Annotated in this window: 7 protein-coding genes; 5 read left to right on the top strand and 2 right to left on the bottom strand. The window is 72.7% G+C overall.

All coding sequences use genetic code 11. From position 1 onward, the window contains the following. Positions 1-10: 10 nt before the first annotated feature. Positions 11-1,012: a TIGR03842 family LLM class F420-dependent oxidoreductase gene (locus ACFW9Z_RS31545; protein ID WP_384646105.1), complete on the bottom strand. Its 1,002-nt coding sequence runs from the start codon at positions 1,010-1,012 to the stop codon at positions 11-13. A 363-nt stretch (positions 1,013-1,375) separates the two neighbouring features. Here ACFW9Z_RS31545 and ACFW9Z_RS31550 point away from each other — a divergent pair, with 363 nt between their 5' ends. From ACFW9Z_RS31550 to ACFW9Z_RS31560, 3 genes are read left to right on the top strand one after another with little or no spacing between them, the layout of a single operon-like run. Beyond that, the gene (locus ACFW9Z_RS31550) at positions 1,376-2,443 is read left to right on the top strand and encodes a FecCD family ABC transporter permease (protein WP_384646107.1); all 1,068 of its coding nucleotides are present in this window, start codon (positions 1,376-1,378) and stop codon (positions 2,441-2,443) included. Continuing rightward, positions 2,440-3,624: a FecCD family ABC transporter permease gene (locus ACFW9Z_RS31555; RefSeq protein WP_384646110.1), complete on the top strand. Its 1,185-nt coding sequence runs from the start codon at positions 2,440-2,442 to the stop codon at positions 3,622-3,624. Before ACFW9Z_RS31550 ends, ACFW9Z_RS31555 begins: the two co-directional genes overlap by 4 nt. Continuing rightward, complete coding sequence (locus ACFW9Z_RS31560) at positions 3,621-4,499, top strand: ABC transporter ATP-binding protein (RefSeq protein WP_384646112.1); 879 nt, start codon at positions 3,621-3,623, stop codon at positions 4,497-4,499. Before ACFW9Z_RS31555 ends, ACFW9Z_RS31560 begins: the two co-directional genes overlap by 4 nt. A gap of 313 nt (positions 4,500-4,812) precedes the next feature. Here ACFW9Z_RS31560 and ACFW9Z_RS31565 read toward each other — a convergent pair whose 3' ends face one another. Continuing rightward, positions 4,813-5,478 carry a GNAT family N-acetyltransferase gene (locus ACFW9Z_RS31565; RefSeq protein ID WP_384646114.1) on the bottom strand — a complete coding sequence of 222 codons (666 nt, stop codon included), beginning with the start codon at positions 5,476-5,478 and terminating at the stop codon, positions 4,813-4,815. Between the two features lie 640 nt (positions 5,479-6,118). On the opposite strand from ACFW9Z_RS31565, the gene ACFW9Z_RS31570 reads away from it, so the two are divergent. Further along, a complete protein-coding gene (locus ACFW9Z_RS31570) occupies positions 6,119-6,991 on the top strand; it encodes an aspartyl/asparaginyl beta-hydroxylase domain-containing protein (protein ID WP_384646116.1) in 873 nt (290 codons plus the stop codon). 125 nt (positions 6,992-7,116) lie between these two features. Then, positions 7,117-13,758, top strand: a complete 6,642-nt coding sequence (locus ACFW9Z_RS31575; protein WP_384646119.1) for an amino acid adenylation domain-containing protein — start codon at positions 7,117-7,119, stop codon at positions 13,756-13,758. Positions 13,759-13,785 lie beyond the last annotated feature (27 nt).

A 13,785-nucleotide genomic window follows, 5' to 3' on the forward strand; every position in this document is an offset into this window, starting at 1 on the left:
GGGGCGGGCGTCAGCCGGTCAGGGCGGGGATGATCTCGGCACCGTACGCGTCGATGGTCCTCTCGCGGGCGTCGTGCATGTTGTAGACGGCGAACTGGTCGACGCCCAGGTCCTTCAGATGGCGCAGCTTCTCGATGTGCGCCTCGGCGGGTCCCAGCAGACAGAACCGGTCGACGATCTCGTCGGGGACGAAGGCGGTGTCCGGGTTGCCGGTGCGCCCGTGGTGGCTGTAGTCGTAGCCGGAGCGCCCCGCGATGTACGCGGTGAGCGCCTCGGGGACCAGGCCGGAGTGCTCTCCGTACCGGGCGACCAGGTCCGCCACGTGGTTGCCGACCATGCCGCCGAACCAGCGGCACTGCTCGCGGGCGTGGTCGAGGTCGTCGCCCACGTAGGCGGGGGCGGCGACGCAGATGGTGACGGAGTCCGGGTCGCGTCCGGCCTCGGCCGCCGCGTCCCGTACCGCCTTGATCATCCACTCGGTGAGGAAGGGGTCGGCGAGCTGGAGGATGAAGCCGTCCGCCTTCTGTCCGGCCAGCGCCAGGGCCTTGGGCCCGTACGCCGCCATCCAGACCGGCAGCCGCCCGTCCTTCACCCACGGGATCTGCACCGGCTGCCCGTCGACCGTGGCCTCCCGGCCCTCGGCGAGGTCCCGGATGACGTCGATGGCCTCGCCGAGGCGGGCCAGCGTGTTGGGCCTGCGGCCCGCGACCCGCATCGCGGAGTCTCCGCGTCCGATCCCGCACACCGTGCGGTTGCCGTACATGTCGTTGAGGGTGGCGAAGGTGGAGGCGGTGACCTCCCAGGTGCGGGTGCCCGGGTTGGTGACCATCGGGCCCACGGTGAGGCGGTCCGTGTGTTCCAGGATGCGGCTGTAGATGACGAACGGCTCCTGCCAGAGCACCGCCGAGTCGAAGGTCCAGCCGTAGCGGAACCCGTTGCGTTCGGCGCGGCGCATCAGGCCGACGACGGCGGAGGCGGGCGGGTCGGTCTGGAGGACGAGTCCGAAGTCCATGGCGGGATCTCCTAGTCCAGGGGCTCACGCACGCGTCGGCATCGGCCTCGCGGGCGCTGACCTCGTATGACGCGCTGCCGGCGATCCTTCCACACCGGGGCGTGCCGGGCCTTGTCCCGCCACGCCCCCGGACGCGCGTCGTGCGAGGGGCACAATCCTGGAGCACTTCCCGGGCCGGGGGAAGACCGCCGGGCCCATCAGCCGCCGTTCCCGGGAAGTCGTACGGGCCACGGCAGTTGGGGATCTTGGAGTCGTTGACCGGACACCCCCTCCCTCCGGCGTCGGATGAGGCCGCCCCTTCCAAACCTGCCAATGCAAGGGTAGGCTCACCTAAGTTGATCATTGTGTGGGGTGGAGGAGATCGTGATCGAAGCGCGCTCCGCGCTCCGGGTCCCCCTGGAGGGTCGACCGGCGCGGCAGCGGCTGACGGGAGCCGGCGGCCAACGCCGCTGGGCCGGACTTCTGGTGCTGCTGGGGGTGGTGGCGCTGGCCGTGCTGCTCTCCATCGCCCTGGGGTCCAAGCCGCTCACCCCGGGCCAGGTCTGGCACGGCCTGTGGAGTCCGACGGGCCTGGAGGCGGACATCATCGTCCGGGATCTGCGCCTCCCGCGCACCTGGCTCGGGCTCGTGGCCGGTGCCGCGTTGGGGGTGGCCGGCGCGCTGATGCAGGGTCATACCCGCAACCCCATCGCCGATCCGGTGGTTCTGGGCATCAGTGCGGGAGCCGGGATGTGTGTGGTCGTCGCCGTCTTCCTGCTGGGCGTCTCCGGCCTGTACGGCTATGTGTGGTTCGGGTTCCTCGGTGCCGCCGCGGCCAGCCTGCTGGTCCACATGGTGGGGCGGCTCGCCCGGGGCGGCGCCACTCCTGTCACCCTGGCACTGGCGGGTGCTGCCGCGCATGCTCTCTTCACGGCACTCACCGCGGGCGTCGTACTGATCGACCGGCAGGCCCTGGAGGTCTACCGGTTCTGGACGGTGGGCACTCTCTCCGGCCGCCCGCTGGACCTCGTCGTGCAGATGCTCCCCTTCATCCTGGTGGGTCTGGTGCTGGCCGCCGCCAACGCCGGCGGGCTGAACGCCCTGTCACTGGGGGAGGACGTGGCCCGGTCGCTGGGCCTCCGGGTGGGACTCACCCGGGCGGTCGGCATGGTGGCCATCACCGTGCTGACCGGCACCGCGGTCGCCGTCTGCGGGCCGATCGGCTTCGCCGGGCTGGTCGCCACGCACATCGCGCGGTACTTCACCGGGCCCGACTACCGCTGGATCCTCGTCTACTCAGGTCTCCTCGGTGCCTCCCTGGTGGTTCTCGCCGACACCCTCGGCCGTCTGGTCGCCCGGCCCGGAGAGCTTCAGGTCGGCATCATGCTCGCGCTGATCGGCGCCCCTGTCTTCATCTACCTGGTGAGCCGCCGGAAGCCGGTGAGGCCATGACCCTCCCCATCGCGCCGGGACCGCGTTCTCCGCTGCCTGCGGAAGCGGCGCCCACGGAAGCGGAAGCCGCCGTCGTCGGCGCCGAGCGGAACGGCACCCGATCCGGTCGCCGGCCGGCCGTTCTCGGCCGCCGGCCGCTGCGCGCCGGTCCGCTCTCCCTCGGCTGGCGCCCCCGGCAGGTCCTGGTTCCGCTGTTGATCGCCGCGGTCCTCTTCACTGCCGTCGTCATGAGCACCGCCCGCGGCAGCAGTTCCCTCTCCGCCTGGGAGGTGGCCCTGCGGCTGCTGGGCGGCGGCACCTCCGACCACGACTTCGTCATCTTCGAACTGCGCCTGCCGCGCGCGCTGATCGGCGTCCTGGTGGGCGGCGCGCTCGGACTGGCGGGAGCGATCATCCAGGGCATCGCGCGCAACCCACTGGCCAGCCCCGACATCCTCGGGATCACCAGCGGAGCGGGGGTCGGCGCCGTCGGCGTGATCGTCCTGGGCGGTTCCTACGGCATTCTCGACGGCCCGCTGGCCGACATCGGCGTCCCCACCGCTGCCGTGGGCGGCGCTCTGGCCGCCGCCCTGGCCGTCCATCTGCTCTCGGTGCGGCGGGGAATCTCCGGCTACCGGGTGCTGCTGGTCGGCGTCGGCGTGAACGCGGTCCTCGGCAGCGTGCTTTCCTGGCTGCTGGTCAGGGCCGACATCGTGGACGTCGGGCGGGCGCTGGTCTGGCTCAACGGCAGCCTCGACCAGGGCACCAGCTGGTCCGTCGTCCGGACCACCTCCCTGGTACTGGCCGTGCTGTTGCCCGTCGCTCTGGTGCTCTCCTTCACCTTCGGGGCCCTCGTCTACGACGAGGACACCGCGCGGGGCCTCGGGGTGCGCATGACCGGAGCCCGGGTGGCCCTGCTCCTCATCGCCGTACTTCTCACCGCCACCGCGACCGCGGCGGCCGGGCCGGTCGCCTTCGTCGCGCTGGCCGCACCCCAGCTGGCCCTGCGGCTGGCCCGCACCGGTACACCGCCGCTGCTCGCCTCGTGCCTGCTGGGGGCGGCCGTCACGGTGTGGGCCGATGTGCTGGGCCGTACCGCCTTCGGCGACATCCAGCTGCCGGTCGGTGTCGTGACGGCCGCGCTCGGCGCGCCCTATCTGCTCTACCTGCTCGTCCGAAGCGGAAAGGCACGTACCTCATGACCGGGACCACCAAGCTGGGCAAGGCGGCGGAGCTGTCCGCGTCGCGGGGGCGGGAAGCGGCCGGAGCGGATCCCGCCGCCGTACGGCTGCGTGCGCGGGGTCTCACTCTGGGCTATGCGCAGCGCCCGGTGATCGAGGGGCTCGACCTGGAGATCCCTCACGGTTCGTTCACCGCGGTCATCGGACCCAACGGCTGCGGCAAGTCCACTCTGCTCCGGGCCTTCGGGCGGCTGATGAAGCCACGCGCCGGTGAGGTGCTGCTGGACGGCGCCCCGATCCACCGGATGCCGACCCGTCAGGTCGCGCACCTGGTCGGCCTGTTGCCGCAGTCCCCCGTGGCACCCGAGGGAATCAGCGTCGCCGACCTGGTCGCCCGGGGGCGGCATCCCCATCAGAGCTGGTACCGGCGCTGGACCAGCGAGGACGAGGTGGTCGTGGCCCGGGCGATGCGGGCCACCGGCACCTACGAGCTGGCCGAGCGGAACCTGGACGAACTCTCGGGCGGGCAGCGGCAACGAGCCTGGATCGCCATGGCGCTCGCCCAGGACACCGAGCTGCTGCTGCTGGACGAACCCACCAACCACCTGGACCTGGCGCACCAGGTGGAGGTGCTGGACCTGGTGCGGACGCTGCACCGGGACATCGGGCGCACCGTGGTGCTGGTGCTGCACGATCTGACGCTGGCGGCCCGCTACGCCGATCGTCTGGTGGCGATGAAGGAGGGGCGCATCGTCGCGGAGGGCGCGCCGCGGGACGTGCTCACCGAGGAGATGCTGGCAGAGGTCTTCGGGCTGCGCGCCCGGGTCCGGCACGACGAGGAGACCGGTTGCCCGCTGGTGATCCCGCTCAGCCGCTGTGCGGAACAGGACGGCTGAGGGAGCAACGTACGAACCGGGGCCGAGGCGATGGAGCGGCCGCGCCCGTACCCCGACCGGCGGCGGCCCGGCCGGGGTGCGGGCCTGAAGCGATGAACCGGGCGCGCCCGGCCCGGCCGTCGGCGGACCCGCCGGATGCGGGTCCCTGAGGTACGGGCGAGAACGTGTCTGTACGGTCGCGAGTCCGGGGGGGGGATGCCGATACGGCACGGGGGCCCGCTCCTGCCAAAGGGGCGAGTACGGCACGGGGGCCCGCTCCCGCCGAAGGGGCGAGGCGGGCCGCACGCGAACTCCTGCGGTACAGCGCGCCGTTTCAGTCGGCGGCGATGTCGGCCGACGCCGTCCGGACGGGCTGTCCGATCCGGGGCAACGGCCGCCCGTCGCGGACCCGTGCGTACAGCGCGATGTGACGGTGGCGCACCCGCACCTCGCCCAGCAGCGAGGCGCCGTTGTTCTCGATCATCTTGCGGGAGGCGGAGTTGGCCGCGTCGGGTTCGAACACCACGGCGTCACAGGCACGGTCCCGGTCCAGGAACTCCTCGGTGATCTCACCGATGATCCGGGACCCCAGCCCCCGGCCGGTGTCGGCCGGGTCCGCGATGGCCAGGTGGACGCTGAGGTCGTGCGGCCGGGCCTCGTAGTGGTGGCCGACGATGTCCTGGGCCATCCGGTAGAACTCCATGTAGGCGATGGGACGGCCGTGCTGTTCCACGACGACGGGCCGTGAGTAGCCGGTGCGCAGCTGGGCCTTGATGTGGGCGTCCCAGCGCTCCAGCGGCCAGTCGTACTCCCAGCCCTTGGCGGTGTGCGGCCGGTTCATCCACTCGCAGATCATCTCGATGTCGCCGTTGTCCGTGCGGGCCTCACGGAAGTGCAGTTCACCGTGGTGGAAGCCGGTGGGCGGCGGCGGGACGGCGAGCCAGGAGGCGGGCAGCCCGTCGATGGCATAGCGGGGCAGTACAGGGGCGGTGGCATTCACGGGAGTGGCTCCATGGAGAGGGGCGGGTGTCCGAGGTGCGGGGCTCCTGCGCGGGACATCTACGCCTGCCGGTCCGCCGGCTGCGTTCCGTCCGCCCTGCGAAGTACGTGGCGCGAGCCGGGCTCGGGACCACGCGGGCGGTCACTCAGGACGGGGCCGGACGTCGTGAAGCGACTGCCGGGGATTCTTCAGTACGGGGGAGGCGGAAGCAAGCGCGCCCCCACGAGACGGAGATCACGTTCGGCCGCTCCAGGGGGTGCCGACGCCCTCGGCGCCAGCGACGAGTGGGGCTGCGGCCCGTGATTCCGCGGTGGTACCCGCGAGTTGGGACGTTCACCCAAAGAATGATCAACTTAGGTAAGGCTTGCCAAAGTGGCGATCGGTCTATTAGCGTCCTGAATCAGTCAACTCGACCACTCGAAATGCGAGTTGACGGGGGGAAACACGTGCTCCTGCGCCACGTCATCCTCCGGAACGGGCCCTATGGGTGCCCGTGCCGTTCCGCACGGAGGGTCGGCCGGACCCAAGTCCGTGATGCCAGACGCCGCCCCGGACGCGCGACCACAGCGCTGACTGAGGGCAGACGCTCCCCGTCCGCCCCGCGCGGCCACCGACCCGTGTCAGAAAGGGTGTTCTCCACGTGCGATCGCACATCCTCGGACAGATAGAACTCGATGACCGCCGGCTTGCCCCGGACCTCGCCTACCTCGCCTCCGTGCCTCGTGGGGAGGAGGGCTACGACGAGTTCAGCAACGGGTACTGGAAGAACCTCCCGCTGTGGAACGCCAGCGGTGACGCCCAGGACGACCTGTACCGGGACACCACCTCGCCCACCCAGCTCACCGAGCACGGCAAAAGGACCGGCTACCTGCGGGAGCTGGTGGAGAACATCTTCGACACCGACCGGATCACCATGGTCCGCACCCGCAACCTGGTGGACGCGGTGGTGATTCCCCACCGGGACTTCGTCGAGCTGGAGCGGGACGCCGACCAGTACTTCCGGGTGCTGATGTTCCTGGAGCCCAACTCCGCCGCCCTGCACTCCGAGGACGACACCGTGCTCAACATGCGCCCCGGGGAGATCTGGTTCCTGGACGCCGGGGCCGTACACGCCGCCGCGAACTTCTCGGCGGACAGCAGACAGATGCTCTGCGTCGACTTCGCCTTCGACGGTCCGTACGAAGAGGCTGACATCTTCCGCGACAAGTCCTACCACCGGCCCGGTGGCGAGCCCCGGATCATCGAGCGCCCCCAGCTCCCCGCCGAGCGGCGGGAGGCGATCCTGAAGCTCGGTGAGGTCGTGGACCGCTCCAACTTCAAGGAATTCCTCTTCCTCCTCTCCAAGGTGCACTTCCGCTACGACGTGCCCGCCGAGGAGACCTACGGCTGGCTCCGCTCGATCGCCGAGTCCTCCGGGGACGACCTGCTGGTGCGCAACGCCCAGGAGCTGCGGGACTACGCCATCGGCGCCCGCACGCTGAGCGAACGCTTCTCGCTCAACTCCTGGTCCTGAGGGATACGGACGTCATGGGGTGCGGACCGGCACCCCATGACGGACCGCAGGGCCGCGGGGCCGCACACGGCGGCGACGGGACGGATGCCCCACTGCTGGGGGAAAGAGCGATGAGGAGAGGCACGATGGGCCCGACGGACACCGCTGCGGCGGAGCGCGACCGCAGACGCAGACTGGCGGCGCTGCGCAAGCGCATGGCCGAGAGCGGCGGCGCGGCAGGAGGAGGAGCAGAGCCCGAGCGCATCGCCTTCGCACCCGGAGCCGAGACTCCGGCGAGCCCCGCGCAGCAGCGGCTGTGGCTCCAGCACGCCGCCGACGCCACCGGTGCCGCACTCAACGTGGGCACCGCCCTCACTCTGCGCGGGCCCATCGACACCACCGCCCTGACCGCCGCCGCCCGCGCGGTCGCCGGCCACCACGAGATCCTGCGGACCCGCTACACCCTGAGCGACGCGGGCGAACTGCTGGCCGTCCCCGACCTGACGGCCGACACCCTGCCGGTGACCGTCACCGACGCCCGGGGCAGCGACCTGGACGCGCTGATCGCCGCCGAACTGCGCACCCCCTTCGACCTGGAGACCGCGCACCCGGTACGGCTGACCCTCTACGCCGAGGGCCCCGAGCAGCACACCCTGTTGCTGGTCGCCCACCACATCGCCTGGGACGACGCCTGCTGGGCGATCTTCTTCGACGACCTCGCCGCCGCCTACCAGGGGCACGCCCTCGCCCCGGCGGTCCGCTACGCGGAGGCCGCCCACGCCATGCGGCTGGAGCACACGGCGGCGCTGCCCGCCCTGCGCCGGCACTGGGCGAAGGCCCTGGCGGACGCGGACCCGGCCACCGGGCTCGGCAGCGCCGTGGCCCAGGACCACACCGGCGTCTGCCGCTCCCACGAAGCGGCCCTGGACGCGTCCCTGTCCAAGGTGGTCGAGGAGCTTGCCCGGCAGCGTTCCACCACCCCCTTCGTCGTCCTGCTCACCGCCTTCGCCGCGGGACTGCGCCGCCACACGGGCAACGACCGGGCCGTGATCGGGACCCCCGTGACACAGCGGGACAGCGAGCTGTGCGCCCGCTCCCTCGGCTACTTCGGCAACGTCGTGCTGCTCCCCCTCGACATCCCCGCCGGCCACGGCCTGGGCGGGCTCACGGAACGCACCGGACGCACCGTCACCGACGCCCTCCAGCACCAGGACCTTCCCTACAGCGAAGCGGTACGGCTGCTGGGCGCCGCCGGACGGCCCCGGCCGGTCGAAGTCAGCTTCGGCATCGAGGACGCCGGAGTCCATCTGGCCCTGCCCGGCGTGACGGTCGAGGCCCGTGCGGCGCGCGGCGGAATCGGCCAGGTCCCCCTGTCCGTGATGGTCCGCCGCGACCCGGACGGCCGCTGGGTGCTGCGCTTCGAATACCTGGAGGACGCTTTCCCCGACGGCCGGATCAGCTCCCTCGCACAGACCTCCCTCCGGGTGCTGCGAGCAGCCCTGCTGGACCCCGAGACCCCCGTCACCGAGCTCCCGCTGGTCACCGAGAAGGAACGCGAACTGCTTCTGGGCCGGGGAACCTCCCCGGCGTTCATCGGGCCCTGGCGCTCCGCGATCGACCGGATCGAAGCGCAGGCCGCCGCCCGACCGGACGCGGTCGCGCTGCGCACGGCCGGGTCCACACTGACCTACCGCGAACTGAACGACCGCGCGGCAGCCGTCGGCCGCTGGATCGCCGCCCGGGGCATCGGCCCCGAGGACCTGGTCGCCTGCGCCCTGGGACGCACCGCCGACAGCGCCGTCATCGCGCTCGGGGTCCTGAAGTCCGGTGCGGCACTGCTGCCCCTCGACGTCGCCCACCCGGCCGACCGCCTGGCACGCCTGCTGGCCGAGGCGGCCCCCCGCCACCTGTTCACCAGCGCCGCCACCGACGACCGGGTACCCGCGAACGCCGTCCCGCGGACCGTCGTCGACTCCCCCGCCTGGCACACCGAGCTGGAACCGTTCTCGGGCCGGGGCGAGCTGACCGACCGCGACCGGGTGCGCCCGCTGCGCCCGCAGAACCTGGCGTACGTCATCTACACCTCGGGGTCGACCGGCGCGCCCAAGGGAGTGGGCACCACCCACGCCGCCCTCGGTGACCATCTGGAGTGGCTGACCGGCCACTTCCGGGACACCCACGACGAAGGCGAGAGGGTCCGCTGGCTCCAGCTGGCCTCGCCCGCCTTCGACGTCTCCCTCGGTGAGCTGCTGGGCCCGCTGTGCGTCGGCGGCGAAGTGCTGGTGCCCCGGACCGGCGCCGAGACCGACCTCGACCTGCTCTTCGCCGAGGTGGACGCTCTGCGGGCCACCGTCGTCCACGCCGTGCCGTCCTTCCTGAACTACCTCGCGGCGGCGGCGCCGGACAAGCCGCTGGCCTCGCTGCGCTGGCTGCCGGTCGGCGGCGAGGCGCTGCCCGGCGAGCTGGCCGACCGGGTACGCGCCCGGTTCGGCAACGGCGGCAGGCTCACCCTCGGCAACTACTACGGCCCCACGGAGACCACCCAGTCCGTCACCGGCTACCGCGTCGAGGGCCCGCAGGGGCATCGCACGGTCCCCATCGGGCGGCCCAAATGGGGGAACACCGCACTGCTCCTGGACTCCGCGCTCGGCCTCACCCCGCCCGGCGAGACGGGAGAGCTCTACCTTGAGGGCAGCTCGCTGGCCCGTGGCTACCTGGGCCGCCCGGCGCTCACCGCCGAGCGCTTCGTGCCCAGCCCGCTCACCCCCGGCCACCGGCTCTACCGCACCGGGGACCTGGCTCGCTTCGGCGCGGACGGTGAGCTGGAGTTCGCCGGCCGGGCGGACGACCAGGTCAAGATCCGCGGCTTCCGGGTGGAACCGGGCGAGATCGAGGTGGCGCTGCGCGCCCAGAACGGCGTGGAGCAGGCCGTCGTCGTCGCCCGGGAACAGGCGGAGACCGGAACCGGGCTGGTGGCCTACCTCACCCCGGCGGAAGGCCAGGAGATCGACCTGCCGGAGCTGCGCGCCCGGCTGGCCACCGCGCTCCCCGCACATATGGTGCCCGGCTCCTTCGTCGTACTGGAGAAGCTGCCGCTGACCCCGGCCGGGAAGACCGACCGCCGCGCGCTGCCCGAGGCGCCGCCCGAGGAGACCGCCGCCTTCCGCCCTCTCGACGACGCCCTGGAGCGCGAGATCGCCGCGCTCTTCGCCGAACTCCTGGCACCGGCCGGTGAACCGGCCGCCGAGCCGTCGGGCGAGTCGGCGGGCGAGGGAGCGCCGACGGTCGGCGGACGCCGGGTCGGCGCCGACACCTCCTTCTTCGAACTGGGCGGCCACTCGCTGCTGCTCACCCGCCTGCTGTCGCGGATCCGCCACAGTTACGGCACCGTCGTCTCCGTACGGGACGCCTTCACCCGCTCCACCCCCGCGGGGCTCGCCCGGCTGGTCCGCGAGGGCGCCGGGGGCGACCGGGACTCCGGCTCCGCTCCGCCGCTGACCGCCCGGAACCGCCCGGAGACCGTCCCCCTGTCCTTCGCCCAGCAGCGCATCTGGTTCGTGGACCGGGTCGAGACGGACAGCACCACCTACAACGTGCCCATCGCCCTGGACCTCGTCGGCCCTGTCGACACCGACGCGCTGCGCGGCGCTCTCGGTGATCTGCTGCTCCGCCACGAGAGCCTGCGCACCGTCTTCCCCGACCACGAGGGGGTCGGCCGGCAGGAGGTCCTGGACGACCACCACGTCGAGCTGCCGGTGACCGGGACGGACTCCGAAGAGCTGGAGTCCGCCCTCGCCGGGACCGCCGCGCACCCCTTCGACCTCACCCGCGAACGGCCGCTGCGCGCCGCGCTGTTCCGCGTGTCCGATGAGCACCATGTGCTCTCCCTGCTGCTCCACCACATCGTGTGCGACGAGGTGTCGGCACGCCTGCTCGTCGACGACCTCACCCGCGCGTACGCGGCCCGGCTGGGCGGCGGGGGCGGCTCCCCGGTCCTGCCCCCGCTGCCCGTCCAGTACGCCGACTACGCCCTGTGGCAGCGGGAGCGGCTGGACGCGGCGGACGGCACGGCCGACCGGCTGGCGGAGTTCTGGCGCGGCTACCTGGCCGATCTGCCGCAGGACACCGCCGTAACCCCGGACCGTCCCCGCCCGGCCCGGCCCGACCCGGCCGGTGGCGTCGTCCCCTTCTCCTTCGACGCCGACGTCCGCGCGGGCGTCGAACGGCTCGCCGAGGCCACGGGCGCGACGCCGTTCATCGTGCTCCAGGCGGCCGTCGCCACCCTGCTGTGCAAGCTCGGCGCAGGCGACGACGTGCCGCTCGGCACCCCCGTCGCCAACCGGCCCGACGAGGCGGTGACCGAGGCCGTCGGACTCTTCGTCAACCTGCTGGTGATACGCAACGACCTCACCGGGGACCCGACCCTGGAGGAGATCGTGCGCCGCACCAGGGCACGTGCCGTGGACGCCTACCACCACGCCGAGCTGCCCTTCGAGCGGATGGTCGAAGCCGCCGGGGCCGAGCGTTCGCTGAGCGTCAACCCGCTCTTCCAGGTGCTGGTCCAGCTGCGGGACGAGGAGGACCTGACCCGGGCGGCCGGGGGACTGCGCTGGCGCTCCCTGCCCCAGCACACCACCACCGCCAAGTACGACCTCTCCGTCAACTTCGAGCCCAGCGGGCAGTCCGGCGGCTGGACCGGAGAGCTGATCTACCGGCGCGACCTCTACGACGAGGCCACCGTGCGGCAGCTGGCCGACCGGCTGGGCCTGGTGCTGCGGACCATGGGCCGGGAGCCCGGACGCCGGCTGCACACCCTGGAGCTGGTCACCGAAGCGGAGCGGCGGCTGATCCTGGACGAGTGGAGTCGCGGGCCCGAGGCGGTTCCCGAACGCGCCGAGACCCTGCCCGAGCTCATCGAGCGGTCCAGGGCCGCACTCGACCTGCCCGGCGCCGCCGAGCGGACCGCTGTGGAGTGCGCGGGCCGCACCATCGGCTACGCCGAACTCCACCGGCGCAGCGACCGGCTGGCCCGGCTGCTGCTGGCGCGCGGCGCGGGACCGGACCGCTTCGTCGCCATCGCCGTACCCCGCTCCATCGACATGGTGGTCGCGCTGCTCGCGGTCGTGAAGACCGGAGCCGCGTACCTGCCGCTGGACCTGCGGCTCCCGGCCGAACGACTGGAGTACATGATCGGCGACGCCGCCCCCGTCGCCGTACTCACGCGCTCCGACGCCCTGGCCGGTCTGCCCGGCACCTGTGCGACGCCGCTGATCGCGCTGGACGGTGCCGAGGCGGTTGCCGAACTCGCCGCGCAGCCCGGCGAACGGCTGCCCGAGGAGGTGTCCCGCCGGGCCCGGGGCGAGAACATCTCGTACTTCCTCTACACCTCCGGGTCCACCGGTGTGCCCAAGGGCGTGATCGGCACCCAGCGGGCCTACGCCGCCCGGCTGACCTGGCAGCCCGTGCACTACCCGGTGGCGGAGCCCGACGTCCGGCTCTGCCAGGGCTGGCTGAGCTTCCACGACGGCGGCTGCGAGATCCTCGCCGGGCTGATCGCCGGGGCCCGGCTGATCGTCGCCGACGAGGCCGAGGCCCGTGACGTGGGCAGCCTGACCGGCCTGATCGAGAACAACCCGATCGGGCAGGTCACCGCGGTCCCCACCGCCATCAACGCGCTGATCGGCGTCTCCCCGGAGGCGGTCCGCTCGGTGCCCCGCTGGATCAGCAGCGGCGAGCCCATGACCGTACCCCTGCTGCGACAGCTGCGGGCGGTCGCACCGGACGCGGAGATCGTCAACAACTACGGTGCCACCGAGCTGAGCGGCGGCGTCGTGCGGGGGCCGATGCACCGTCACGGGCTGCATCTGGGCACCCCCGTGGCCGGTGCCCGGGTGCTGGTCCTGGACCGCCACCTCAACCTCTGCCCGCCCGGGGTGCCCGGCGAGGTGTACGCCGCGGGCCACCAGCTGGCCCGCGGCTACTGGAAGCGTCCCGGCCTGTCCGCCGCCCGCTTCCTGCCCGACCCCTACGCCGACGTCCCCGGCGCCCTGCTGTACCGCACCGGGGACCGGGCCCGCTGGAGCCGGGACGGCCGGCTGCTCTTCGACGGCCGCACCGACCACCAGGTGAAGCTGCGCGGGATCAGGCTGGAACTCGGGGAGATCGAGGCCGTTCTCCGCCTGGCGCCCGAGGTGGCGCTGGCCGCCGCCCGTATCCACCGGGAGAACGACTCCACCCTGCTGGCCGGATACGTCACCCTGGCCGACCGGAGTGCCGACCGGGACGCGGCGCTCGCCTCCGTCCGCGCGCACCTGGCCCGGGAACTGCCCGTCTATCTGCATCCGTCGGTGCTCACCGTGCTGGACGCCATGCCGCTGACGGGTTCCGGCAAGCTGAACCGGCCCGCCCTGCCCCTGCCCGACCCGCGTACCTCCGGTACCCGGCAGCCCCCGCGCGGCGCCACCGAGGAGGCCGTCGCCGCGCTCTTCGCGGATGTGCTCGGCGCGGCGGACATCGGGCGCGAGGACGGCTTCTTCGCCCTCGGCGGGGACAGCATCATCTCCGTCCAGCTCGCCAGCCGGGCCCGGGCCAAGGGGCTGCGGGTCACCGCGCAGATGGTCTTCGAGAACCCCACCGTGGCCGAACTGGCCGAGGCGTGCGAGCGCGCCGAGGCCGACGACGCCCGCGGCCGTGCGGCCGCTCCGGGCGGGCCGGCTCCGGACACCGAGGTCTCCGGCCTCGACAAGGACACCCTTCAGGCGCTGCTCGGCAACTGGAAGCGAGCCTGACATGCCCGCCGTGACACCCCCCAACAC

This window comes from Streptomyces sp. NPDC059452 (assembly GCF_042750035.1).
Taxonomy (GTDB): Bacteria; Actinomycetota; Actinomycetes; order Streptomycetales; family Streptomycetaceae; genus Streptomyces.